Consider the following 22,445-nt stretch of genomic DNA (forward strand, 5'->3'; position numbering starts at 1 on the left):
CACCGGCTTCGGTGTCCCCCTTCCTCGGGCCGACTAGTACGTGTTGCGTGCCGCGATCAGGTGTCGGGCGTGTTCCTGGAGGGAACGGACGCCGACCTCGCCGTGTTTGAGCGCGTCGATGCCCTGGACAGCGGCGGCCAGCGCCTGGACCGTCGTCAGGCAGGGAACGCCGCGCGCCACGGCCGCCGTGCGGATGTCGTAGCCGTCGAGCCGTCCGCCGGTGCCGTACGGGGTGTTGACGATCAGATCGACACCTCCGTCGTGGATCAGCTGGACGATGGTCTTCTCGCCGTCGGGGCCCTCACCCTCGCTCTGCTTGCGCACGACGGTGGCGTTGATGCCGTTGCGCTTGAGCACCTCCGCGGTGCCCGAGGTGGCGAGCAGCTCGAAGCCGTGGGCGACCAGCTCACGCGCCGGGAAGATCATCGAGCGCTTGTCGCGGTTGGCGACGGAGATGAAGGCGCGGCCCTTGGTCGGCAGCGGGCCGTACGCGCCGGCCTGCGACTTGGCGTACGCCGTGCCGAAGACGGAGTCGATGCCCATCACCTCACCGGTCGAACGCATCTCCGGGCCGAGGACGGTGTCCACCCCGCGCCCGTGGATGTCGCGGAAGCGCGACCACGGCATCACGGCCTCCTTGACGGAGATCGGCGCGTCCAGCGGCAGCGTGCCGCCGTCGCCCTGGGCCGGCAGCAGTCCCTCGGCGCGCAGTCCGGCGATGGTGGCGCCGAGCGAGATACGGGCCGCCGCCTTGGCGAGCGGTACGGCCGTCGCCTTGGAGGTGAAGGGGACCGTGCGGGAGGCGCGCGGGTTGGCCTCCAGGACGTACAGGATGTCGCCGGCCATCGCGAACTGGATATTGATCAGCCCGCGGACCCCGACGCCCTTGGCGATGGCCTCGGTCGAGGCGCGCAGCCGCTTGATGTCGAAGCCGCCCAGCGTGATGGGGGGCAGCGCGCACGCCGAGTCGCCGGAGTGGATCCCGGCCTCCTCGATGTGCTCCATGACGCCGCCGAGGTACAGCTCGCTGCCGTCGTAGAGCGCGTCCACGTCGATCTCGATGGCGTCGTCGAGGAACCGGTCCACCAGGACGGGCCGGGTGGGGCTGATCTCGGTGGACTCTGCGATGTACGAGGAGAGCCTGGTCTCGTCGTACACGATCTCCATGCCGCGCCCGCCGAGCACATACGAGGGGCGGACCAGCACCGGGTAGCCGATCTCGTCGGCGATGGCCTTGGCCTCGGCGAAGGTGGTGGCGGTGCCGTGCTTGGGCGCGGGCAGCCCGGCCTCCGCGAGGACCCGGCCGAAGGCGCCGCGGTCCTCGGCGGCGTGGATCGCCTCGGGGGGTGTGCCGACGACCGGTACGCCGTTGTCCTTGAGCGCCTGGGCGAGGCCGAGCGGGGTCTGCCCGCCCAGTTGGACGATGACACCCTCGACCGGGCCGGCCAGCGTCTCGGCGTGCACGATCTCCAGGACGTCCTCCAGGGTGAGCGGCTCGAAGTAGAGCCGGTCGGAGGTGTCGTAGTCGGTGGAGACCGTCTCCGGGTTGCAGTTGACCATCACGGTCTCGTAGCCCCCCACAGGAGTCGGCGCCGTGCTGAGCGCGAAGGAGGCGTGGACGCAGGAGTAGTCGAACTCGATTCCCTGGCCGATCCGGTTGGGACCGGAGCCGAGGATGATCACGGCGGGCCTCTCGCGCGGCGCGACCTCGTTCTCCTCGTCGTACGAGGAGTAGAAGTACGGGGTCTTCGCGGCGAACTCGGCGGCGCAGGTGTCGACCGTCTTGTAGACCGGGCGGATGCCGAGCGCGTGCCTGACCTCGCGGACCACGTCCTCGCGGAGCCCGCGGATACCGGCGATCTGGGCGTCGGAGAAGCCGTGCCGCTTCGCCTCGGCGAGCAGCCCGGGGTCGAGCTCGGGCGCCGCCGCCAGCTCGTCCGCGTACTCCTTGATCAGGAACAGCTGGTCGACGAACCACGGGTCGATCTTCGTCGCGTCGAAGACCTCCTCGGGGGTGGCACCGGCCCGGATGGCGAGCATGACGGTGTTGATCCGGCCGTCGGTGGGAATCCTGGCGGTCTCCAGCAGGGCGTCCTTCTCGGCGGGACCGCCCGCCTCGCCGGTGAAGTCGAACTGGCTGCCCGCCTTCTCCAGCGAGCGCAGCGCCTTCTGGAGGGCCTCGGTGAAGTTACGGCCGATGGCCATGGCCTCGCCGACCGACTTCATGGTGGTGGTGAGGCTGGCGTCCGCCGCCGGGAACTTCTCGAACGCGAAGCGTGGCACCTTCACGACAACATAGTCGAGCGTGGGCTCGAAGGACGCCGGGGTCTTCTCGGTGATGTCGTTGGGGATCTCGTCCAGGGTGTAGCCGATGGCGAGCCGGGCGGCGATCTTCGCGATCGGGAAGCCGGTGGCCTTGGAGGCGAGCGCGGAGGAGCGGGAGACGCGCGGGTTCATCTCGATGACGATGACCCGGCCGTCGTCGGGGTTGATCGCGAACTGGATGTTGCAGCCGCCGGTGTCGACGCCGACCTCGCGGATCACGGCGATGCCGATGTCCCGCAGGATCTGGTACTCGCGGTCGGTGAGTGTCATCGCGGGCGCGACGGTGATCGAGTCGCCGGTGTGCACGCCCATCGGGTCGAAGTTCTCGATGGAGCAGACGACCACGACGTTGTCGTGCTTGTCGCGCATCAGCTCCAGCTCGTACTCCTTCCAGCCGAGGATGGACTCTTCGAGGAGCACCTCGGTGGTCGGGGAGAGCATCAGGCCCTGCCCGGCGATCCGGCGCAGGTCCTCCTCGGTGTGCGCGAAGCCGGAGCCGGCGCCGCCCATGGTGAAGGAGGGGCGTACGACGACGGGGTAGCCGCCCAGTTCCTCGACGCCCTTGAGCACGTCGTCCATGGAGTGGCAGATGACCGAGCGCGCGGACTCGCCGTGGCCGATCTTGGTGTGGACGGCGTCGACGACCCCCTTGAAGAGGTCGCGGTCCTCGCCCTTGTTGATCGCCTCGACGTTGGCGCCGATCAGCTCGACGCCGTACTTGTCGAGCGTGCCCGCGTCATGGAGCGCGATCGCGGTGTTGAGCGCGGTCTGCCCGCCGAGGGTGGGCAGCAGCGCGTCGGGGCGCTCCTTGGCGATGATCTTCTCGACGAAGTCGGGGGTGATCGGCTCGACGTAGGTGGCGTCGGCGATCTCCGGGTCCGTCATGATCGTGGCGGGGTTGGAGTTGACCAGGATGACGCGCAGGCCCTCGGACTTGAGGACACGGCATGCCTGGGTGCCGGAGTAGTCGAACTCAGCGGCCTGGCCGATGACGATCGGTCCTGAACCGATGACCAGGACGGACTGGATATCGGTGCGCTTAGGCACGCTGGCCCTCCATGAGCTCTGTGAAGCGGTCGAACAGGTACGCGGCGTCGTGCGGGCCCGCGGCCGCCTCGGGGTGGTACTGAACGCTGAAAGCCGGCCGGTCGAGCAGCCTGAGCCCCTCGACCACGTTGTCGTTGAGACAGACGTGGGAGACCTCGGCGCGGCCGTAGGGGGTGTCGGAGACCCGGTCGAGCGGGGCGTCGACGGCGAATCCGTGGTTGTGGGCGGTGACCTCGACCTTCCCCCATGTGCCGGCGGCGTCACGCTCCTGCACCGGCTGGTTGATGCCCCGGTGGCCGTACTTCAGCTTGTACGTGCCGAACCCGAGCGCGCGCCCGAGCAGCTGGTTGCCGAAGCAGATGCCGAAGAGCGGGGTGCCGCGCTCCAGCACACCCTTCACGACGGTGAGGTCGGCGGTGGCCGGGTCGCCGGGGCCGTTGGAGAGGAAGACTCCGTCGGGCCCGGTCGCGTACACCTCGTCGAGGGTGGCGGTGGCGGGCAGGACATGCACCTCGATGCCGCACTCGGCCATCCGGTGCGGGGTCATGCCCTTGATGCCCAGGTCGAGCGCGGCGACGGTGAAGCGCGCCGTGCCCAGCGGGAGTGCTTCGCCGTCGGGGCCGAGCGCGGGGACGACGTACGTCCGCTCGGTGGCGACCTCGGCGGACAGGTCGGCGCCGGTCATCTCGGGGGCCCGCCGGACACGGGCGAGCAGCGTCGCCTCGTCGGCCAGGGCGGCGCCGGAGAAGATACCGACGCGCATCGCGCCGCGCTCGCGCAGATGGCGGGTGAGCGCGCGGGTGTCGATCCCGCTGATGCCGACGACGCCCTGGGCGATCAGCTCGTCGTCGAGGGAGCGCCGGGAGCGCCAGTTGGAGGGGGTGCGTGCCGGGTCGCGTACGACATAGCCGGAGACCCAGATCCGCCGCGATTCGGCGTCCTCGTCGTTGACGCCGGTGTTGCCGATGTGCGGCGCCGTCATCACGACGACCTGGCGGTGGTACGACGGGTCGGTCAGGGTCTCCTGGTAGCCGGTCATGCCGGTGGAGAACACCGCCTCGCCGAAGGTCTCCCCCACGGCCCCGTAGGCACGGCCGCGGAAGCTGCGGCCGTCCTCCAGGACGAGTACGGCGGGAGTCGCCTTGTCGCGGGCGGTTCCCGGGGTGGAGGTGGTCATCGTGCGGGACCTTCCGTCGTCATGGACTGGTTCATGAAGTTGATGGCGTCGACCCATGCGGTGTGCTCGGCGGAGTGGTCGGAGCGGAAGCCCGAGTCGATCAGCTTGTCGCCGTGCCGCCAGGTGACGATCAGCAGCCCGCCCTCGGCCAGGACCTTGCCCGCGATGCCCTTGTCGAGCCGGGCCTCGCGCAGCTGGGCGGCCGGGACGAAGAAGTCGTTCGCGCCGGGGCGTACGACATCCAGCCCCGCGTCCGTGAGCGTCAGCTCGACGCGGCTGCGGGCGCCCAGACCATGGGCCACGATCCGGTCGAGCCACTGCCCGGCGGTCGTGGAGCCGTGGTAGCGGCCGCTCAGGCTCAGCCTGGCCTCACCGGGCGTTTCGGGCGCGCCGGGCAGCTCCGGCAGATCGGACTGGAGAGTGCCGCGCCACTTCCACCCCTGGCGCATCAGCCAGTACACGAAGGCGATGAAGAGGAGCAGACCGAGGACCCAGCCGATCCGGGCGGCCCAGTCGGTCACCTCCGCCGATTTCTGCTCGGCGGCCAGAGGCACGAGAAGGTTCGCAGTAGTCACGCCAGATTCCCATCGACGACCGTGGCACGGCCCCGCAGGAAGGTGTGGGTCACCCGCCCCGGCAGCTCACGCCCCTCGTAGGGGGTGTTACGGCTGCGGGAGGCGAACCCCGCGGGGTCCACGGCACCACGGTATGCCGGATCCACCAGGGTCAGGTTGGCGGGCTCACCCGGCGAGACGGGACGGCCGTGGCCGTCGAGCCTGCCGATGCGGGCCGGCCGGAACGACATCCGGTCGGCGACCCCGGCCCAGTCGAGCAGTCCGGTCTCGACCATCGTCTCCTGTACCACCGACAGCGCCGTCTCCAGCCCCACCATGCCCATGGCAGCGGCCGCCCACTCACAGTCCTTGTCCTCGTGCGGGTGCGGCGCGTGGTCGGTGGCGACGCAGTCGATCGTGCCGTCCGCGAGCGCCTCGCGCAGGGCCGTCACATCGGCCTCGGTGCGCAGCGGCGGGTTCACCTTGTAGACGGGGTTGTACGACCGTACGAGTTCGTCGGTGAGCAGCAGATGGTGCGGGGTGACCTCGGCGGTGACGTTCCAGCCCTTGGACTTCGCCCAGCGCACCAGATCCACCGAGCCGGCCGTGGAGAGATGGCAGATGTGCACACGGGAGCCGACATGGGCGGCGAGGAGGACATCGCGGGCGATGATCGACTCCTCGGCCACGGCGGGCCAGCCGCCGAGTCCCAGCTCGGCCGAGACGATGCCCTCGTTCATCTGGGCGCCCTCGGTCAGCCGCGGTTCCTGGGCGTGCTGGGCGATCACCCCGTCGAAGGCCTTCACGTACTCCAGCGCGCGGCGCATGATCACCGCGTCGTCCACGCACTTGCCGTCGTCGGAGAAGACCCGGACGGCGGCGGCCGAGTCGTGCATCGCGCCCAGCTCGGCCAGCTGCTTGCCCTCGAGGCCGACCGTGACGGCGCCGACGGGCTGGACGTCGCAGTAGCCCGACTCCCTGCCCAGCCGCCAGACCTGCTCGACCACACCGGCGGTGTCGGCCACCGGGAAGGTGTTCGCCATGGCGTGGACGGCGGTGAAACCGCCCACGGCCGCGGCCTTCGTACCGGTCAGCACGGTCTCGGAGTCCTCGCGGCCGGGCTCGCGCAGATGGGTGTGCAGATCGACCAGACCGGGCAGCAGGATCCGGCCCTCGGCCTCGATGACGGTCGTCGCGTCGTCCACGGGCAGCCCGGTGCCCACCTGGGCGATGGTCTCGCCGTCGATCAGTACGTCCTGTGCCTCGCCGCCGAGTACCCGCGCGCCCCGGATCAGAATCTTGCTCATGGTTACTTGATCTCCTCGGCGTCAGGGGTGTGCGCGGAGCGCTCGGGTTCGGGGGTGGCGGCGTGCGACGGGCGGGAATGGTTGACGGCGGGCTCGTTGCCGCCCAGCAGCAGATAGAGCACCGCCATCCGGATCGAGACACCGTTGGCGACCTGCTCGACGGCCGTGCAGCGGTCGGAGTCGGCGACCTCTGCGGTGATCTCCATGCCGCGGTTCATCGGCCCGGGGTGCATCACGATCGACTTCCCGGGCATACGGCCCATGCGCTCGCCGTCCAGCCCGTAGCGGCGGGAGTACTCCCGCTCGGTCGGGAAGAACGCGTCGTTCATGCGCTCGCGCTGCACGCGCAGCATCATCACGGCGTCGGATTCGGGCAGCACCCGGTCCAGGTCGTACGAGACCTCGCACGGCCACCGCTCGACCCCGATCGGTACGAGCGTGGGCGGAGCGACCACGGTGACCTGGGCGCCCAGGGTGTGCAGCAGCAGGACATTGGAGCGCGCGACCCTGCTGTGCAGCACATCGCCGACGATGGTGACGCGCCGCCCGTCGAGATCACGCCCGATGCCCGCGTCCGCGCCGACGAGCCGGCGGCGCAGGGTGAAGGCGTCGAGCAGCGCCTGGGTGGGGTGTTCGTGCGTACCGTCGCCGGCGTTGACGACCACACCGTCGATCCACCCGGAGGTGGCGAGGCGGTACGGGGCACCGGAGGCACCGTGCCGGATGACGACGGCGTCGGCGCCCATCGCCTCCAGGGTCAACGCGGTGTCCTTGAGCGACTCGCCCTTGGAGACGGACGAGCCTTTGGCGGAGAAGTTGATGACATCGGCCGACAGGCGCTTGGCGGCGGCCTCGAAGGAGATCCGCGTACGGGTCGAGTCCTCGAAGAAGAGGTTCACCACGGTGCGGCCGCGCAGGGTCGGCAGCTTCTTGATGGGCCGGTCGGCGACCCGCGCCATCTCCTCGGCGGTGTCGAGGATCAGCACGGCCTCGTCGCGACTGAGGTCGGCGGCGGAGATGAGATGGCCGGGTGTGCGGGGGCCGGCCCCCGGGAGGCGCAGCATCTGGGAAGTGCTCCGTTGTGTGGGTGTGCGGGCGTGCGGGCGCGCGAACGCATCCGTACGGGACGGGTGGGCGTACGGAGGCGTGCTATCGCTCGCCGGACGCGGCGGAGTGCTTGAGGCCGAGCAGCACGGTGTCCCGGCCGTCTTCCTCCGCGAGCTGGACCTTGACCGTCTCGCGCAGCGAGGTGGGCAGGTTCTTGCCGACGTAGTCGGCACGGATCGGCAGCTCGCGGTGGCCCCGGTCGACGAGTACGGCGAGCTGGACGGCGCGCGGGCGCCCGATGTCGCCGAGCGCGTCGAGGGCGGCCCGGATCGTACGGCCGGAGAAGAGCACGTCGTCGACGAGGACGACCAGCCGTCCGTCGACGCCGTCGCCGGGGATGTCGGTACGGGCCAGCGCGCGGGCGGGTCGCAGGCGCAGGTCGTCGCGGTACATGGTGATGTCGAGGGAGCCGACGGGGATGGAGCGGCCGGTGATCTCCGCGAGCTTCCCGGCCAGCCGGCGGGCCAGGAAGACTCCGCGGGTCGGAATGCCGAGCAGCACCACGTCGTCTGCGTCCTTCGCGCGTTCCACGATCTCGTGGGCGATACGGGTCAGGGCTCGTGCGATGTCGGGGGCCTCCAGGACGGGGCGTACCGCCTCGCCCGCGCCTTCCGTCCGGCCGGTCCCGCCACGATGACCGGACTCGCCGCGATGACCGGTTTCGCCGGTCTCGCCGATGTCGCTGGTTTCGCTGGTGTCCATATGAAACGGACCTCCTTCTCCGCCTCACGGGACGGATCTTAAAGGACGTCGAAATTACGCCACCCAGGCTAGCAGGAGGCCGGCGGAGTACCTGGTCGCACCCCTGTCATGGCACGGCGGAAAGCCCGCTGCGGACCTTGGTGCGACTCCTTCGGCTTGACGCATCCAAGTAACGCTGCGTAACCTCACAGTGAGTTACCAGACTTCGTCCGGGGAGCTATATGTCCAGCGAATACGCAAAGCAGCTCGGGGCCAAACTCCGCGCCATCCGCACCCAGCAGGGCCTCTCGCTCCATGGCGTGGAGGAGAAGTCCCAGGGCCGTTGGAAGGCAGTGGTGGTCGGTTCGTACGAGCGGGGCGACCGCGCCGTCACGGTGCAGCGCCTCGCCGAGCTGGCGGATTTCTACGGGGTCCCCGTGCAGGAGCTTCTTCCCGGCACGACCCCCGGCGGAGCCGCCGAGCCGCCGCCGAAGCTCGTCCTCGACCTGGAGCGGCTCGCCCATGTGCCGCAGGAGAAGGCGGGCCCCCTCCAGCGTTACGCGGCCACGATCCAGAGCCAGCGTGGCGACTACAACGGCAAAGTGCTGTCGATCCGCCAGGACGACCTGCGCACGCTCGCCGTGATCTACGACCAGTCGCCCTCGGTCCTGACCGAGCAGCTGATCAGCTGGGGCGTTCTGGACGCCGACGCGCGCCGTGCGGTCGCCCACGAGGAGAGCTGACCGAGCCCACCGCAGACCAGCAGAAACGTCACCTCCGGAGGGTGGGTCCCGTATGCCGTACGGGCCCACCCTCCGGTGCGTTCAGCGGCCCTCGCCCCGGGAAGCGGCAAAGCGCCGGACAGGGCTGGGACAGCCCGTCCGGCGCTTTCGCGGTACGCCGCGGTGAGCCGACTCGCGGAACGCCGGCCGTTTCCGTGATCCGGCGGGTCCCGAGGCCGTTCAGACGCGGCGCAAGCTCGGCTTGAGGTCCTTGAACCGGCCGAGCAGGCCGTTCACGAAGGACGGGGAGTCGTCGGTGGAGAACTCCTTGGCGAGCTGCACCGCCTCGTCGATCACCACCGCGTCCGGGGTCTCGTCCACCCACACCAGCTCGTACGCGCCGAGCCGCACGATGTTCCGGTCGACGACCGGCATCCGGTCGAGCGTCCAGCCCACCGAGTAGGTGGAGATGAGCTCGTCGATGCGGTCCGCGTACTCCGCGTACCCCTCGACCAGTTCCATCGTGTACTCGCCCACCGGCGGCTGGCGGTCGTCGGTCCGGGCGTGCCGTATCCAGTCCGCGAGGACCGTCTGCACGGACGCCCCGCGCTGGTCGGCCTCGAAGAGAATCTGGAAGGCGCGCTTACGGGCCTTGTTCCGGGCAGCCACGGTTAGCTGTTCACCCGGCCGAGGTACTCACCGGAGCGTGTGTCGACCTTGATCTTCTCACCGGTGGTGATGAAGAGCGGGACACCGATCTCGTAGCCGGTCTCCAAGGTGGCGGGCTTGGTGCCGCCGGTGGAGCGGTCGCCCTGGACGCCGGGGTCGGTGTGCTGGATCGTCAGCTCGACGGCGGCGGGCAGCTCGACGTAGAGCACCTCGCCCTCGTGGGTGGCGACGCTGGCCGTGAAGCCCTCGATCAGATAGTTGGCGGCGTCGCCGACTGCCTTGCGGTCGACCATCAGCTGGTCGTAGGTCTCCATGTCCATGAAGACGAAGTACTCGCCGTCCATGTACGAGAACTGCATGTCGCGGCGGTCAACGGTGGCCGTCTCGACCTTCACGCCGGCGTTGAAGGTCTTGTCGACGACCTTGCCGGAGAGCACGTTCTTCAGCTTGGTGCGCACGAAGGCCGGGCCCTTGCCGGGCTTGACGTGCTGGAACTCGACGACGGACCAGAGCTGGCCCCCGTCGAGCTTGAGCACCAGGCCGTTCTTGAGGTCGTTCGTGGAAGCCACGGTTGCGGAATCTCCTGGACTGAAGCTGGTGGACGACCGAGGGTGCGCGCTAGAGCGCGAGCAGCTCCTTGGTCGTGATGGTGAGTAGCTCGGGTCCGCCGTCCGCCTCGGGGCGGACGACGAGCGTGTCATCGATCCGGACACCGCCCCGGCCCGGGAGGTGGACCCCCGGTCCGACGGTGACCGGCACACAAGCGTCCAGTTTACCCATGGCGGCGGGGGCGAGCTGCGGGTCCTCGTCGATTTCGAGTCCGACACCATGTCCCGTACGGGGTGCGAGCCCCTCGCCGTGCCCCGCCGCCTCCAGCGGAGACCGGGTGGCGTGGTCCACCTCGCGGTAGCCGGCGCTCGGCACAAGAGCCTCCCGACCTGCCCGTTGTGCCGCGAAGACCAGCTCGTACAGCTCGATCTGCCAGTCGGCCGGGGAGGTCCCGATGACAAACGTGCGGCCGATCAGACAGCGGTAGCCGCGGTAGTCGGCACCAAGACTGACGGAGAGGAAATCACCTTCCTCGACCCGGCGGTCCGACGGATGGTGCCCGCAGCGGCCGGAGTTGGGGCCGGTGGCGACGGCGGTCGGGAAGGCGGAGCCGTCCGCGCCATGGTCGACGAGGCGCCTCTCCAGCTCCAGCGCGAGATGGCGTTCGGTACGGCCCACCAGGATCGACTCCAGCAGCTCGCCCAGCGCCTGGTCGGCGATCTCGGCCGCGATCCGCAGACAGGCGATCTCCTCCTCGTCCTTGACGATCCGCTGCTGCTCGACGGCGCCGCCCAGATCGGTCAGCCGCAGCCGTGGCGCCACGGAGCCGATCGCGCGGTGGCGGACGACGGTCAGATGGTGCTCCTCCACGGCGAGGGTCCCGGCGAGCGAGGAGCCGAGGGTTCCGGCGGCGGCGATCGCGGGGTCGCCGGTGGTGTGGGGCAGGACGGTGAGCCGGAGGTGCTCGTCGATCCGCCGTCCCCCGGCGTCGTCGTCGGCGGGGGGACGCGGGCAGAACAACATGTCCCCGTCGGGGGCGGCACCGAGCAGCAGTACGGCGCCGGGGGGCACCCCGCCCGCGAGGTAGCGGACGTTGGCGGGGCGGGAGACCAGGGCCGCAGCGTCCCCCGCCGCCGAGCACCGGTCACGCAGCCGCGCGCGGCGGGCCGCATACACGTCTGACATGACCCGAGCGTATGAGCGAGGGCGTCACCCGGCCGGTTCAGCGCGTCCGACCGGGGGGCGCGGCTCGCGACGGGGGCACGGCACACGCCGGGGGTGCGGCCCACGTCCACGCCCGCGCGCCGCTGTCAGTCGTCGGATGCCAGCCGTCAGCCCCTCACCAACTGGGCGGGCTCGTGAGAGAACGGGCGAGGACGTCGTCGAGGACCCGGGCGGTGGTCTCCACGTCGTACTTGGAGTTGTCGATGATCGGCAGTCCCGAGCCGTACCAGCCGGCCATACGGCCGTGGATGCTGGCCACCTCCTCGTCGGAGAGCCTGCGGTTGCCGCTGCGCTCGGCGTTGCGCTCCAGCACGATCTCCAGTCCCGGCAGCAGCACCACTGGCAGCAGACCGGGGCCGACATGGCGCTTCCAGCCGCCGAGGCCGACGACCGGCCGGTCGGGGAAGACCGCGTCGTCCAGGATGCAGGAGATGCTGTTGGCGAGGAAGTTGCGCGCGGCGAAGCCGCAGGTGCGGCGGGCCAGCCGGTACTGCGCCTCGGAGTGGTCGTTCCATCCGGACTGCGGATCCGCGAACCCGGAACAGACCCATTCGCGGACATCGTCGAGACTGATGTGCGCGGTGGGCACCCGGCGGCTCATCGCCCAGTGCCTGGCCACGGTCGTCTTACCGGCGCCGGCCGGGCCGATCAGCAGGACGGCGAGGGTCGCCGCACCGGTGCCGCCGTCGAGGGCCGGTGGCGGGGCGGGTACGGGCACCGGGCCACCGGGCGGCAGCTGGATGTGCCCGGTGGAGTCCACGGAGGGCGGCCCGGCGGGCGGCCCCTGCGGCGGTACGGGCGCACCGTGCGGGGCATGCGCCGGACGCGGGCCGGGAGGCTGGTGCGGGCCCGGAGGCTGGTGCTGCGCGGGCACGTGATGCGGCCCCGGAGGCTGATGGGGCACCGGCGGCTGCTGCGGCCCCGGGTGCGCTCCTGGGCGGGTGCTCGAGTGCGGTCCCTGCTCAGATCCTTGCCGCGGTCCCTGCTCAGGTCCCTGCCGCGGCCCCTGCTGCGGCCCTTGGTGCGCCCATCCGCCTGATCCGTACCCCGGTCCCTGAGGCGGCAGCGGAGCCCCCGCTGAGTGCTGCATCCGGTGCCACTCCGTCTCGTGCGACTGACGCTGGTCGGCGGCCGCTTCCTGCCTGACGGCCGCGCGCTACCGAACGGTACCGTCCCCGGCCGCCACACTGGCAACGGCCGGGGTGCGCCAACAGTGCCCGGTCAGCCGGACACCTCCTCCGCGATCGCCCGCAGGGCGAGCCGGTACGAGCCGATGCCGAAGCCCGCGACCGTACCGCTGGCGACGGCCGCGACCACCGAGGTGTGGCGGAATTCCTCCCGTGCGTACGGATTCGAGATATGCACCTCGATGAGCGGCGCGGTGCGCTGAGCTGCCGCGTCCCGCATTCCGTACGAGTAGTGGGTGAAGGCTCCGGGGTTGAGAACGACCGGAATCGAACCGTCCGCGGCCTCGTGCAGCCAGCGGATCATCTCGCCCTCGTCGTTCGTCTCACGGACGTCGACCTCGAAGCCGAGCTCCTTGCCGAGCTCACGGCAGGCGTCCACCAGACCCGCGTAAGTGGTCGCGCCGTAGACATCGGGCTCGCGCGAGCCGAGCCTGCCGAGGTTGGGGCCGTTGAGAACGAGGACCCGTCGGGTCACGCCGACACCTCCCCGTACGCGGCGAGCAGCACCGCCGGGTCGGGGCCCTCCAGGACAGTCGGCTTGGCGAGCCCGTCCAGCACGATGAACCGCAGCAGGTCGCCGCGGGACTTCTTGTCGACCTTCATCGTCTCCAGCAGCTTGGGCCACTGGTCACCGCGGTAGGTCAGCGGCAGCCCGACGGACTCCAGCACGGAGCGGTGCCGGTCCGCGGTCGCGTCGTCCAGCCGGCCGGCGAGCCGGCCCAGTTCGGCGGCGAAGACCATGCCGACGGAGACGGCGGCGCCGTGCCGCCACTTGTAGCGTTCGTTCTTCTCGATCGCGTGGGCGAGGGTGTGGCCGTAGTTCAGGATCTCGCGCAGCCCGGATTCCTTGAGGTCGTTGGAGACGACCTCGGCCTTGACCCGGATCGAGCGCTCGATCAGCTCGGCGGTGTGCGGTCCGGAGGGCGTACGCGCTCCTTCGGGGTCGGACTCGACGAGATCGAGGATGGCCGGGTCGGCGATGAAGCCCGCCTTGATGATCTCGGCCATGCCGCTGACGTAGTCGTGGACGCCCAGCGAGTCCAGCGCGGCGAGGTCGCAGAGCACCGCGGCGGGCGGGTGGAAGGCGCCGACGAGGTTCTTGCCCTCGGCGGTGTTGATACCTGTCTTGCCGCCCACCGCCGCGTCGACCATGGCGAGCACCGTGGTCGGTACGGCGATCCAGCGCACCCCGCGCAGCCAGGTCGCGGCGACGAACCCGGCCAGGTCGGTGGTGGCCCCGCCACCGACACCGATGATCACATCGGTACGGGTGAAGCCGGTCTGCCCGAGCGCCTTCCAGCAGTACGCGGCGACCTCGGCGGTCTTGGCCTCCTCGGCGTTGGGCACCTGGATCGCGACGGCCTCGTACCCCTGGTCCGCGAGATCCTGGCGCAGCGCCTCGCCCGTGCCCTCAAGCGCCTCGGGGTGCAGGACCGCGACCCGCTTGGCCTTGGGGCCGACGAGCGCGGGCAGCTCCCCCAGCAGCTGCCGGCCGACCAGCACCTCGTACGGGTCGTGCCCGGCCGCGCCGCCGACCTGGATACGGGTGACTGTCTGGTCCGTCATGCGGGGTTCTCCTTGCCGGGGGTCCGGAGTTCTTCTGCCGGGAGGTGCTTGAGCTCCAGCGCGTCGAGGACGGCCTCGGCGACCTCTTCGGGCGTGCGGTCGTCGGTGGGGACCACCACCCGGGCCACATCCGTGTAGTGATGGCGGCGGGCCTCCATCAGCGTCTTCCACTGCTGGCGGGGGTTGACCGCCAGCAGCGGGCGGGCGACGTTCAGTCCGACCCGCTTCACCGCCTCACCGACCTCCATCGACAGAAAGACGACGGGCAGCCCGGCGAGCAGCTCACGCGTGGCGGCGTCGAGCACCGCGCCGCCGCCGAGGGCCAGTACGCCACGGTGCTCGGCGATCGCCAGCCGTACCGCCTCGCGCTCCAGCTCGCGGAAGCGCGGCTCGCCCTCGTCGACGAAGATGTCCGCGATCGACCGTCCCTGGGTGGCGACGATATCGGTGTCGCTGTCGCGGAAGCCGGTGCCGAGACGCTCGGCGAGCAGCTCGCCCACGGTGGACTTGCCGACCCCCATCGGCCCGACCAGCACGATGACAGGTGCGCTCACCTGCTCTGCCCCCTTCACCGGATCTGCCTTCCCTACCGGATCCGGCCCGCTCATCGGATCCGCAGGTTGTCGAGGTACGAGCGGACATTGCGCCGTGTCTCGGGCACGCTGTCGCCGCCGAACTTCTCGGCGACCGCGTCCGCGAGGGTCAGCGCGACCATGGCCTCGGCGACGATGCCTGCGGCCGGCACGGCACACACGTCGGAGCGCTGGTGGTGCGCCTTCGTGGCCTCGCCGGTGACCACGTCGACGGTGGCCAGCGCGCGCGGCACGGTCGCGATGGGCTTCATCGCGGCCCGTACCCGCAGCAGCTCACCGGTCGTCAGCCCGCCCTCGGTGCCGCCGGAACGGCCGGACGCGCGCCTGATGCCGTCGTCGGTCGCCACGATCTCGTCGTGTGCCTGCGAACCCGGCACCCGCGCCAGTCCGAAGCCGTCGCCGACCTCGACGCCCTTGATCGCCTGAATGCCCATCAGGGCGGCGGCGAGGCGCGCGTCGAGCCTGCGGTCCCAGTGCACGTGCGAGCCGAGCCCGACGGGCACTCCGTACGCCAGCACCTCGACCACGCCGCCGAGGGTGTCGCCGTCCTTGTGGGCCTGGTCGATCTCCGCGACCATCGCCTTGCTCGCATCCGCGTCCAGACAGCGCACGGGATCCGCGTCCAGCTTCGCCACGTCGGACGGGACCGGGTACACCCCGTACGGAGATTTGGCCGCGGCCAGCTCGACGACATGGGACACGATCTCGATCCCGGCCGTCTCCTTCAGATACGAACGCGCCACCGCGCCGAGCGCGACCCGCGCGGCGGTCTCCCGCGCGCTGGCCCGCTCCAGGACCGGCCGGGCCTCGTCGAAGCCGTACTTCTGCATCCCGGCGAGATCGGCGTGGCCGGGCCGGGGCCGGGTCAGCGGCTCGTTACGGGCGAGTCCCGCCAGCACGTCCGGGTCGACCGGATCGGCCGCCATGACCTGTTCCCACTTGGGCCACTCGGTATTGCCCACCATGATCGCGACGGGCGATCCCATGGTCAGACCGTGCCGTACACCACCGAGGAAGGTGACCTCGTCGCGCTCGAACTTCATCCGGGCACCGCGCCCATAGCCGAGGCGCCGCCTGGCCAGGTGGTCCGCCACCATCTCCGTGGTGATGGGCACACCGGCGGGAAGTCCCTCCAGAGTCGCCACGAGTGCGGGGCCGTGGGATTCCCCCGCGGTCAGCCAGCGCAACCTGCTCAACGGTGCTCCTCATACTCGCGCCCGGAACTGCGGAGGCATGACCGGGTGCGCGGCCCTGGCCCGCCTTGTCCGATCCTCCCACGGCCGGGAGGCGGACCGACGACACGGTCCGATACGCGGACAAAGACGCGCCGAGAGGGCCCGACGGCGGGGCCCGGCGACAGGGCCCCGCCGTCAGAACGAGGACGGAGACGAGCCGGCGGCGTTCACGTTCTCACCGATCGCTGCGGTTCCCGCCGCGCGCATGACGGCGAGCGGGGCGGGCGAGCGGCCGGTCATCAGTTCCACCTGGAGCACCGCTTGGTGCACCAGCAGATCGAGCCCGCTGATGACCGCCCCGTCGCGCTCCGCCCAGGCCGCCGCGAGCGGCGTCGGCCAGGGCTCGTACAGCACGTCGAAGAGCGTCCCGGCCCCGGTCGGGACGGCTGCCACCAGCTCGTCGGTGGCACCGGCCGGGGTGGTGGCGATCACGAGAGGGGCGCGCAGAGCCCGGTCCGCCTCCGCCCAGCCGACGACCCGGACGTCGACGGCGAGCCGCTCGGCCCAGCCTCGCATCTCGGCCGCGCGGATCTCACTGCGTACGTACGCGGTGACCGGGCCCGTGCAGATCAGGGCGAGCGCCGCGACGGCGGACGAGGCGGTGGCGCCCGCGCCGAGGATCGCCGCGGACTCCACCTTCTCCATGCCTCGCTCACGCAGCGCGGCGATCATGCCGGGAATATCGGTGTTGTCGCCGGTACGCCGGCCGTCGTCGCCGAAGACGACGGTGTTGACCGCCTCCACGGACGCCGCGGTGTCGGTGATCTCGTCCAGCAGCGGGATGACGGCCCGCTTGAGCGGCATGGTCAGCGAGAGACCGGCCCAGGACGGATCGTCCCGCAGCCTGTCGAAGAAGCCGGGCAGCCCGACCTCTCCGACCTCGAACCGGTCGTACGACCAGTCGTCGAGGCCCAGCGCGTCGTACGCGGCGCGATGCAGCACCGGGGACAGGGAGTGAGCGATGGGCGATCCGAGGACCGCCGCCCGCCGACGTCGGATCACGGTTTCTTGCTTTCTTTCTCGTACTGCTGACGGTTCTCTTCGTGCTCCTCGTTGGTGACGGCGAAGAGCGTCTTGTCCGAGGTCACCGAGACGAAGTAGTACCAGGGACCATCCGCCGGATCGATCGCCGATTGCAGAGCGTCGGTACCCGGATTTCCGATCGGGCCCGGAGGCAGACCCTTGATGTCGTACGTGTTGTACGGGTCCTTGATCTTCCGGAGATTGTCGACCGCACCGAGATCCAGTCTGCTCTGGCTCTTGATGTAGTTCACCGTGGAGTCGAACTCAAGACGTCCGACGGTCTCCGTGTTGTCCGGCTGGAGTCGGTTGTAGACGACGCGCGCGACCTTCTCGAAGTCGTGCTTGTACTTGCCTTCGGCCTGGACGAGGCTCGCGACCGCGATCAGCTGGAGCGGTGATTTCAGTCCGAGCTTCTCGGCCTCGCCCTTGAGGTCGTGCTTGCTGTATTCGGCGTTGGCTCGGGCGACCATCTTCTTGAGGACGGCCTCGGGCTTCATTCCCTTGGCGACCGGATAACTCGCGGGGAAGAGGAAACCCTCCAGCGGATCCTTGATGTCCTTGTTGTCATTGGCCCATGTCGGCAGACCGAGGTTCTTCGCCTCCGCCTTGGCGACATCGGCGGTCTCGCCCTGCTTGAGTCCGAGCCGCTTGTCGATCTCCTCGTAGACCCAGGAATTGCGCCTGCCCTCGGGAATGACCAACGCATTGCGGCTGCTCGGGCTGAGCATTGTCTTCACCGCGTTCGCCGCGGACATTTTCTTGCTGAGCCGGTAGACGCCCGCCTGGATGGTATTTCCCTTGGGATTCGCCTGCTGCGCGGAGACAAAGGCGCGCTGGCTCTTCACCACGCCTTTCTTCACCAGGAGCGCGGCGATCTCATAACCGCCCGCCCCCTGCGGAATCTCCACCTCCACCGAGCCGGATCCGGTGCCGGCGAAGTCCGGCGGGGGGCCGAATTTCTGCTGCCAGTACTGGTAGCCGACATAGCCGGCGCCGCCGACACCGCCGACCAGCACCACGGCCACGACCATGCAGGCGACGCCGTTGCGGCCCTTCTTCTTCGTCTTGCCGCGCCGGTCCCGCCCGCCGCCGCCCCGGCGGCCCTCGCCCGGTTCGGCGTCCTCGCCGTCGCCGTCACCGGTGAAGAAGGGGTGGGTCTCCTTCTGCGGCTCGTCGTCCCAGCCATCACCCTGATCGGGCGCGGGCTCCGGCTCGGCCCGTCGCTGAGCGGGCGGCTGTGGCGGCGGATACGCGTCGGGGGTGGCGTAGTAATCCTGGTTGTCGCCGTAGCCGGCGGGCTGCTGTGCGTCGTAGGACGACCCGGGCTGTCCGCCGTACGGCATGGTGGCCTGCTGGCCGGTGTCCCAACTGCCGTTGTACTGCGGGTCGTTGTACTGCGGCTGCGGATGCTGCTGAGGTGACTGCGGCGCCTGTTGGGCATGCTGCTGCGGCTGTTGGGCATGCTGCTGATGGAGCTGCTGCTGTTGACCGCCGTACTGCTGGGCCTGGTGGGACTGCAGCGGGTCGCCGTACGGGGGGTTGTGGAACTGCTGCCCGTCGTACTGCGGCTGCTGCGCCTCGTAGTGCGGCTGCCCACCCTGCTGCGGGTGGTACTGCTGTTGGTACGGGTCCTGACCGCCCCCGTAGAGTGCCTGCACCTGCGGGTGCGGCTGCTGCGCATACTGCTGCTGAGGCTGCCCGGCATAGGGAGCGCTGCCGTCGGTGGCCTGCTGTGCCGCCCACCCCTGGTCCCCGTACAAGGGGTCCTCGGGGTGCCACGGTTCGGAGCCGGGGCCCCGTCCATAGTCAGTCATCGATCCCCTAGAGCCGCGAGGCGCTGATCGCGGAGCACCGTGGCACCGCGTCCGTTTCGCCTCTTTGCTGTGCGGCAGCTGTTCGAACACTGCCGCATCGCGCGGAACGTTACCGTATCGCGATCAGATGACCACTTCGACGCCCTCGCCGGGAGGATTACCTGATACCCGTTCGGCCTCAAGGGCGCTCTGGAGGATGACGACTGCCGCCACTTGGTCGATCACGGACCGGCCTTTCTTCGCTTTCACGCCCGAGGCCCGCAGTCCCTGACTGGCCGTCACTGTGCTCATCCGCTCATCGACCAGTCGTACGGGCAACGGCGCGATGGACCGCGCCATCTCCTCGGCGAACGTCCGTACCTTTGCCGCGGCCGGTCCCTCGCCCCCGTTGAGGGAGCGCGGGAGCCCGATCAGCACCTCGATCGGTTCGTACTCCTCGACGATCTGGCGCAGCCGCCGGTGGGCGGCCGGGACATCGCGTCCCGGCACGGTCTCCACCGGCGTGGCGAGGATCCCGTCGGGGTCGCACGAGGCGACCCCGATCCGGGCGTCCCCGACGTCGATCGCGAGGCGGCGTCCGCGTCGCATACGGCGTCAGGCCGTCTCGGCGACGAGGCGTTCCACAGCGGCGACGGCGTCCCCGATGGCGTTGGGGTTCTGGCCGCCGCCCTGGGCGACGTCCGGCTTGCCGCCGCCGCCGCCGCCGAGGGTCTTGGCGGCGGCACGGACCAGGTCACCGGCCTTGAGACCGCGTCCTCGGGCGGCCTCGTTGGTGGCGATGACCGTCAGCGGGCGTCCATTGGCCGTGGTGAACAGCGCCACCACGACGGGTCGGTCGCCCTGGATGCGGCCACGGACATCGAGGACCAGCTTGCGCAGATCGTCGGCCGAGGTGCCGTCCGGGACCTGTCCGGTGACCAGCGCCGTGCCCCGTACGTCCTTGGCGCTCTCGGCGAGTCCGGCGGCGGCGGCGAGCACCTTCTCCGCGCGGAACTTCTCGATCTCCTTCTCGGCGTCCTTGAGCTTGGCCAGCATGCCGGAGATCTTCTCGGGCAGCTCCTCGGACCGGCCCTTGAGCAGTTCCTGGAGCTGGGCGACGACGGTGTGCTCCCTGGCCAGGAAGTTGTAGGCGTCCACACCGACCAGAGCCTCGATACGCCGCACCCCGGAGCCGATGGACGACTCACCAAGCAGTTTCACCAGACCCAGCTGGGCGGTGTTGTGGACATGCGTACCGCCGCAGAGCTCCTTGGAGAAGTCGCCGATGGTGACGACACGGACCCGCTCGCCGTACTTCTCGCCGAACTCGGCGATGGCGCCCTGCTTCCTGGCCTCGTCGATCGACATGACCTCGGCCTGCACATCCAGCTCGCGGGCGAGGACCTCATTGATCTTCTGCTCGACATCGAGGAGGACCGTGCCGGGTACGGCGGCGGGCGAGCCGAAGTCGAAGCGGAAGCGGCCCGGCGAGTTCTCCGAGCCGGCCTGGGCGGCCGTCGGGCCGAGGGCGTCACGCAGCGCCTGGTGCGTGAGGTGCGTGGCGCTGTGGGCGCGGGCGATGGCGCGGCGGCGGTTGACGTCGATGGCGGCGTACGCGGAGGAGCCCACCGTCACCTCGCCGACCTGCACGGATCCCTTGTGCACGGAGACGCCGGGGACCGGTTGCTGGACGTCCCGGACCTGGATGACGGCGCCGGTGTCGAGCTTGATCCGGCCCTGGTCGGCGAGCTGGCCGCCGCCCTCGGCGTAGAAGGGGGTGCGGTCGAGGACGATCTCGACCTCGTCGCCCTCGGTGGCGGCCGGCGACGGCACACCGTCGACGAGGAGTCCGACGATGGTCGACTCGCCCGCGGTGGAGGTGTAGCCGGTGAACTCGGTGGAACCGCTGTTGTCGGCGACGGCGCGGTAGGCGGAGAGGTCGGCGTGGCCGGACTTCTTGGCCTTGGCGTCGGCCTTGGCCCGCTCCCGCTGCTCCTTCATCAGCCGCCGGAAGCCGTCCTCGTCCACGGAGAGGCCCTGTTCGGCGGCCATCTCCAGGGTGAGGTCGATCGGGAAGCCCCAGGTGTCGTGGAGCAGGAACGCCTTGTCGCCGGAGAGGACCTGACCACCGGCGGACTTGGTCTCGGTGACAGCGGTGTCGAGGATGTTCGTACCGCCCTTGAGGGCCTTGAGGAAGGCGGCCTCCTCGGCGAGGGCCACGGTCTCGATGCGCTTGCGGTCGGTCTCCAGCTCCGGGTACTGCTCACCCATGGTCTTGATGACCACGTCGATCAGATCGGCGACGACCGGTTCGGTGGCGCCGAGGAGCCGCATATTGCGGATGGCGCGGCGCATGATGCGGCGCAGCACATAGCCGCGGCCCTCGTTGCCGGGGGTGACGCCGTCGCCGATGAGCATGGCGGACGTACGGATGTGGTCGGCCACCACGCGCAGGGAGACGTCCGAGCCGCGGTCGGCGCCGTAGCGCACCCCGGTCAGCTCGGTGGCCTTGTCCATGACGACGCGCAGGGTGTCGGTCTCGTACATGTTCTGTACGCCCTGGAGGATCATGGCGAGACGTTCGAGGCCGAGGCCGGTGTCGATGTTCTTGGACGGCAGCTCGCCGAGGATCTCGAAGTCCTCCTTGCCGGTCCCCTCACCGCGCTCGAACTCCATGAAGACCAGGTTCCAGATCTCCACGTAGCGCTCGTCGTTGACGGCGGGACCGCCCTCGACGCCGAATTCGGGGCCGCGGTCGTAATTGATCTCCGAGCAGGGGCCGCAGGGACCCGGCACGCCCATCGACCAGTAGTTGTCCTTCTTGCCCAGCCGCTGGATGCGCTCGGCCGGTACGCCGATCTTCTCGCGCCAGATCCGCTCGGCCTCGTCGTCGTCGAGGTAGACGGTGATCCACAGGCGCTCCGGGTCGAGCCCGTAACCGCCGTCCGCCACGGAGCCGGTGAGCAGCTCCCAGGCGTAGGTGATCGCACCTTCCTTGAAGTAGTCGCCGAACGAGAAGTTGCCGCACATCTGGAAGAACGTGCCGTGCCGGGTGGTCTTGCCGACCTCTTCGATGTCCGGTGTGCGCACGCACTTCTGCACGCTGGTGGCGCGCTGGTACGGCGGCTTGACCTCGCCGAGGAAGTACGGCTTGAAGGGCACCATGCCCGCCGGGACCAGCAGCAGAGTCGGGTCGTCCGCGATGAGCGACGCCGAAGGGACGACGGTGTGACCGCGCTCCTCGAAGAAGCTCAGCCAGCGGCGACGAATTTCAGCCGACTCCATCAGTGGTCCTCATTCCGGTTGTGCGGGTTGTAGTGACGCGGGTGGGAGTTCCGCGGGCGGGCGTCCTGCGGCCGGCCGTCCTGCGGCTGGGCGGAGTACACGGTCCGGGGTTGTTCGGTGTACTCGATGGCGGCGAGGTGCCGGGGCCCGGGAAGCGCTCGGTCGGCGGGCGCTTCGAGGCCGAGGGCCTCACCGAGCTCCGCCTCGCGCCGCACCATCCCGGCCCTGACATCAACAGCGAATTCCCTGACTTTGTGCCCGGCGTCGATCGCCTTGTTCGCGGCCTGGGCGGCGAGGTTCTCCGGGGTCAGCTGCTTGAGCTTGCGGTGGACCTTGGTGGTGGCCCAGACGCCGGCGGCCGCGCCCGCGGTGAACCAGAACGTACGGCGGAACATCGCTGC

The 22,445-nt window shown here is 70.1% G+C and carries 20 protein-coding genes; 1 reads left to right on the top strand and 19 read right to left on the bottom strand.

The window, feature by feature from the left end:
• Positions 1–33 precede the first annotated feature (33 nt).
• From carB to pyrR, 6 genes are all read right to left on the bottom strand, one after another.
• Positions 34–3,372 carry a carbamoyl-phosphate synthase large subunit gene (gene carB / locus ACIRQP_RS15250; protein WP_403889098.1) on the bottom strand — a complete coding sequence of 1,113 codons (3,339 nt, stop codon included), beginning with the start codon at positions 3,370–3,372 and terminating at the stop codon, positions 34–36.
• Positions 3,365–4,549 carry a glutamine-hydrolyzing carbamoyl-phosphate synthase small subunit gene (carA, locus tag ACIRQP_RS15255; protein WP_403889102.1) on the bottom strand — a complete coding sequence of 395 codons (1,185 nt, stop codon included), beginning with the start codon at positions 4,547–4,549 and terminating at the stop codon, positions 3,365–3,367. The genes carB and carA overlap by 8 nt, the downstream gene beginning before the upstream one ends.
• Positions 4,546–5,124, bottom strand: a complete 579-nt coding sequence (locus ACIRQP_RS15260) for a hypothetical protein (protein ID WP_403889105.1) — start codon at positions 5,122–5,124, stop codon at positions 4,546–4,548. The genes carA and ACIRQP_RS15260 overlap by 4 nt, the downstream gene beginning before the upstream one ends.
• On the bottom strand, positions 5,121–6,410 hold the full coding sequence (locus ACIRQP_RS15265) for a dihydroorotase (RefSeq protein ID WP_403889108.1): 1,290 nt from the start codon (positions 6,408–6,410) through the stop codon (positions 5,121–5,123). Before ACIRQP_RS15265 ends, ACIRQP_RS15260 begins: the two co-directional genes overlap by 4 nt.
• A gap of 2 nt (positions 6,411–6,412) precedes the next feature.
• On the bottom strand, positions 6,413–7,474 hold the full coding sequence (locus ACIRQP_RS15270; protein WP_403889111.1) for an aspartate carbamoyltransferase catalytic subunit: 1,062 nt from the start codon (positions 7,472–7,474) through the stop codon (positions 6,413–6,415).
• Positions 7,475–7,559: 85 nt separating this feature from the next.
• Positions 7,560–8,219: a bifunctional pyr operon transcriptional regulator/uracil phosphoribosyltransferase PyrR gene (pyrR, locus tag ACIRQP_RS15275; protein WP_403889114.1), complete on the bottom strand. Its 660-nt coding sequence runs from the start codon at positions 8,217–8,219 to the stop codon at positions 7,560–7,562.
• A 221-nt stretch (positions 8,220–8,440) separates the two neighbouring features.
• Between pyrR and bldD the strand changes: the two genes are divergently transcribed.
• On the top strand, positions 8,441–8,941 hold the full coding sequence (gene bldD, locus ACIRQP_RS15280) for a transcriptional regulator BldD (protein ID WP_005319862.1): 501 nt from the start codon (positions 8,441–8,443) through the stop codon (positions 8,939–8,941).
• Between the two features lie 219 nt (positions 8,942–9,160).
• On the opposite strand, the gene nusB is transcribed toward bldD, so the two are convergent.
• From nusB to ACIRQP_RS15345, 13 genes are all read right to left on the bottom strand, one after another.
• On the bottom strand, positions 9,161–9,589 hold the full coding sequence (gene nusB / locus ACIRQP_RS15285) for a transcription antitermination factor NusB (protein ID WP_030355501.1): 429 nt from the start codon (positions 9,587–9,589) through the stop codon (positions 9,161–9,163).
• A 2-nt stretch (positions 9,590–9,591) separates the two neighbouring features.
• Entirely contained in the window at positions 9,592–10,158 is a 567-nt protein-coding gene (gene efp, locus ACIRQP_RS15290) for an elongation factor P (protein ID WP_403889118.1), read from the bottom strand.
• A gap of 49 nt (positions 10,159–10,207) precedes the next feature.
• The gene (locus tag ACIRQP_RS15295) at positions 10,208–11,323 is read right to left on the bottom strand and encodes an aminopeptidase P family protein (RefSeq protein ID WP_403889121.1); all 1,116 of its coding nucleotides are present in this window, start codon (positions 11,321–11,323) and stop codon (positions 10,208–10,210) included.
• Between the two features lie 154 nt (positions 11,324–11,477).
• Entirely contained in the window at positions 11,478–12,452 is a 975-nt protein-coding gene (locus ACIRQP_RS15300; RefSeq protein WP_403889124.1) for an AAA family ATPase, read from the bottom strand.
• Positions 12,453–12,583: 131 nt separating this feature from the next.
• Entirely contained in the window at positions 12,584–13,024 is a 441-nt protein-coding gene (aroQ, locus tag ACIRQP_RS15305) for a type II 3-dehydroquinate dehydratase (protein ID WP_403889127.1), read from the bottom strand.
• Entirely contained in the window at positions 13,021–14,115 is a 1,095-nt protein-coding gene (gene aroB, locus ACIRQP_RS15310; protein ID WP_403889129.1) for a 3-dehydroquinate synthase, read from the bottom strand. The genes aroQ and aroB overlap by 4 nt, the downstream gene beginning before the upstream one ends.
• Entirely contained in the window at positions 14,112–14,669 is a 558-nt protein-coding gene (locus ACIRQP_RS15315; protein WP_403889132.1) for a shikimate kinase, read from the bottom strand. Before ACIRQP_RS15315 ends, aroB begins: the two co-directional genes overlap by 4 nt.
• A 50-nt stretch (positions 14,670–14,719) precedes the next feature.
• A complete protein-coding gene (gene aroC, locus ACIRQP_RS15320) occupies positions 14,720–15,904 on the bottom strand; it encodes a chorismate synthase (protein ID WP_403889135.1) in 1,185 nt (394 codons plus the stop codon).
• Positions 15,905–16,078: 174 nt separating this feature from the next.
• Positions 16,079–16,945 carry a shikimate dehydrogenase gene (locus ACIRQP_RS15325; RefSeq protein ID WP_403889138.1) on the bottom strand — a complete coding sequence of 289 codons (867 nt, stop codon included), beginning with the start codon at positions 16,943–16,945 and terminating at the stop codon, positions 16,079–16,081.
• Positions 16,942–18,780, bottom strand: a complete 1,839-nt coding sequence (gene mltG / locus ACIRQP_RS15330) for an endolytic transglycosylase MltG (protein ID WP_403889140.1) — start codon at positions 18,778–18,780, stop codon at positions 16,942–16,944. The genes ACIRQP_RS15325 and mltG overlap by 4 nt, the downstream gene beginning before the upstream one ends.
• A 123-nt stretch (positions 18,781–18,903) precedes the next feature.
• Positions 18,904–19,368: a Holliday junction resolvase RuvX gene (gene ruvX / locus ACIRQP_RS15335; RefSeq protein WP_030355491.1), complete on the bottom strand. Its 465-nt coding sequence runs from the start codon at positions 19,366–19,368 to the stop codon at positions 18,904–18,906.
• A 6-nt stretch (positions 19,369–19,374) separates the two neighbouring features.
• Positions 19,375–22,044, bottom strand: a complete 2,670-nt coding sequence (alaS, locus tag ACIRQP_RS15340; RefSeq protein WP_403889144.1) for an alanine--tRNA ligase — start codon at positions 22,042–22,044, stop codon at positions 19,375–19,377.
• Complete coding sequence (locus ACIRQP_RS15345) at positions 22,044–22,439, bottom strand: DUF6167 family protein (protein ID WP_403889147.1); 396 nt, start codon at positions 22,437–22,439, stop codon at positions 22,044–22,046. The genes alaS and ACIRQP_RS15345 overlap by 1 nt, the downstream gene beginning before the upstream one ends.
• Between the last annotated feature and the right edge of the window lie 6 nt (positions 22,440–22,445).

The sequence above is a fragment of the Streptomyces sp. NPDC102274 genome (assembly GCF_044766385.1).
In the GTDB taxonomy this organism is placed as follows: Bacteria; Actinomycetota; Actinomycetes; order Streptomycetales; family Streptomycetaceae; genus Streptomyces.

Excerpts from the sequence above, each read along its gene's own strand:
- bldD (WP_005319862.1), top strand. The coding sequence starts at position 8,441 with ATGTCCAGCGAATACGCAAAGCAGCTCGGGGCCAAACTCCGCGCCATC.
- ACIRQP_RS15345 (WP_403889147.1), bottom strand. The coding sequence starts at position 22,439 with ATGTTCCGCCGTACGTTCTGGTTCACCGCGGGCGCGGCCGCCGGCGTC.
- ACIRQP_RS15300 (WP_403889124.1), bottom strand. The coding sequence starts at position 12,452 with ATGCAGCACTCAGCGGGGGCTCCGCTGCCGCCTCAGGGACCGGGGTAC.
- ACIRQP_RS15265 (WP_403889108.1), bottom strand. The coding sequence starts at position 6,410 with ATGAGCAAGATTCTGATCCGGGGCGCGCGGGTACTCGGCGGCGAGGCA.
- mltG (WP_403889140.1), bottom strand. The coding sequence starts at position 18,780 with ATGACTGACTATGGACGGGGCCCCGGCTCCGAACCGTGGCACCCCGAG.
- ACIRQP_RS15270 (WP_403889111.1), bottom strand. The coding sequence starts at position 7,474 with ATGCTGCGCCTCCCGGGGGCCGGCCCCCGCACACCCGGCCATCTCATC.
- pyrR (WP_403889114.1), bottom strand. The coding sequence starts at position 8,219 with ATGGACACCAGCGAAACCAGCGACATCGGCGAGACCGGCGAAACCGGT.
- alaS (WP_403889144.1), bottom strand. The coding sequence starts at position 22,044 with ATGGAGTCGGCTGAAATTCGTCGCCGCTGGCTGAGCTTCTTCGAGGAG.
- carA (WP_403889102.1), bottom strand. The coding sequence starts at position 4,549 with ATGACCACCTCCACCCCGGGAACCGCCCGCGACAAGGCGACTCCCGCC.
- ruvX (WP_030355491.1), bottom strand. The coding sequence starts at position 19,368 with ATGCGACGCGGACGCCGCCTCGCGATCGACGTCGGGGACGCCCGGATC.
- aroB (WP_403889129.1), bottom strand. The coding sequence starts at position 14,115 with ATGACGGACCAGACAGTCACCCGTATCCAGGTCGGCGGCGCGGCCGGG.
- ACIRQP_RS15295 (WP_403889121.1), bottom strand. The coding sequence starts at position 11,323 with ATGTCAGACGTGTATGCGGCCCGCCGCGCGCGGCTGCGTGACCGGTGC.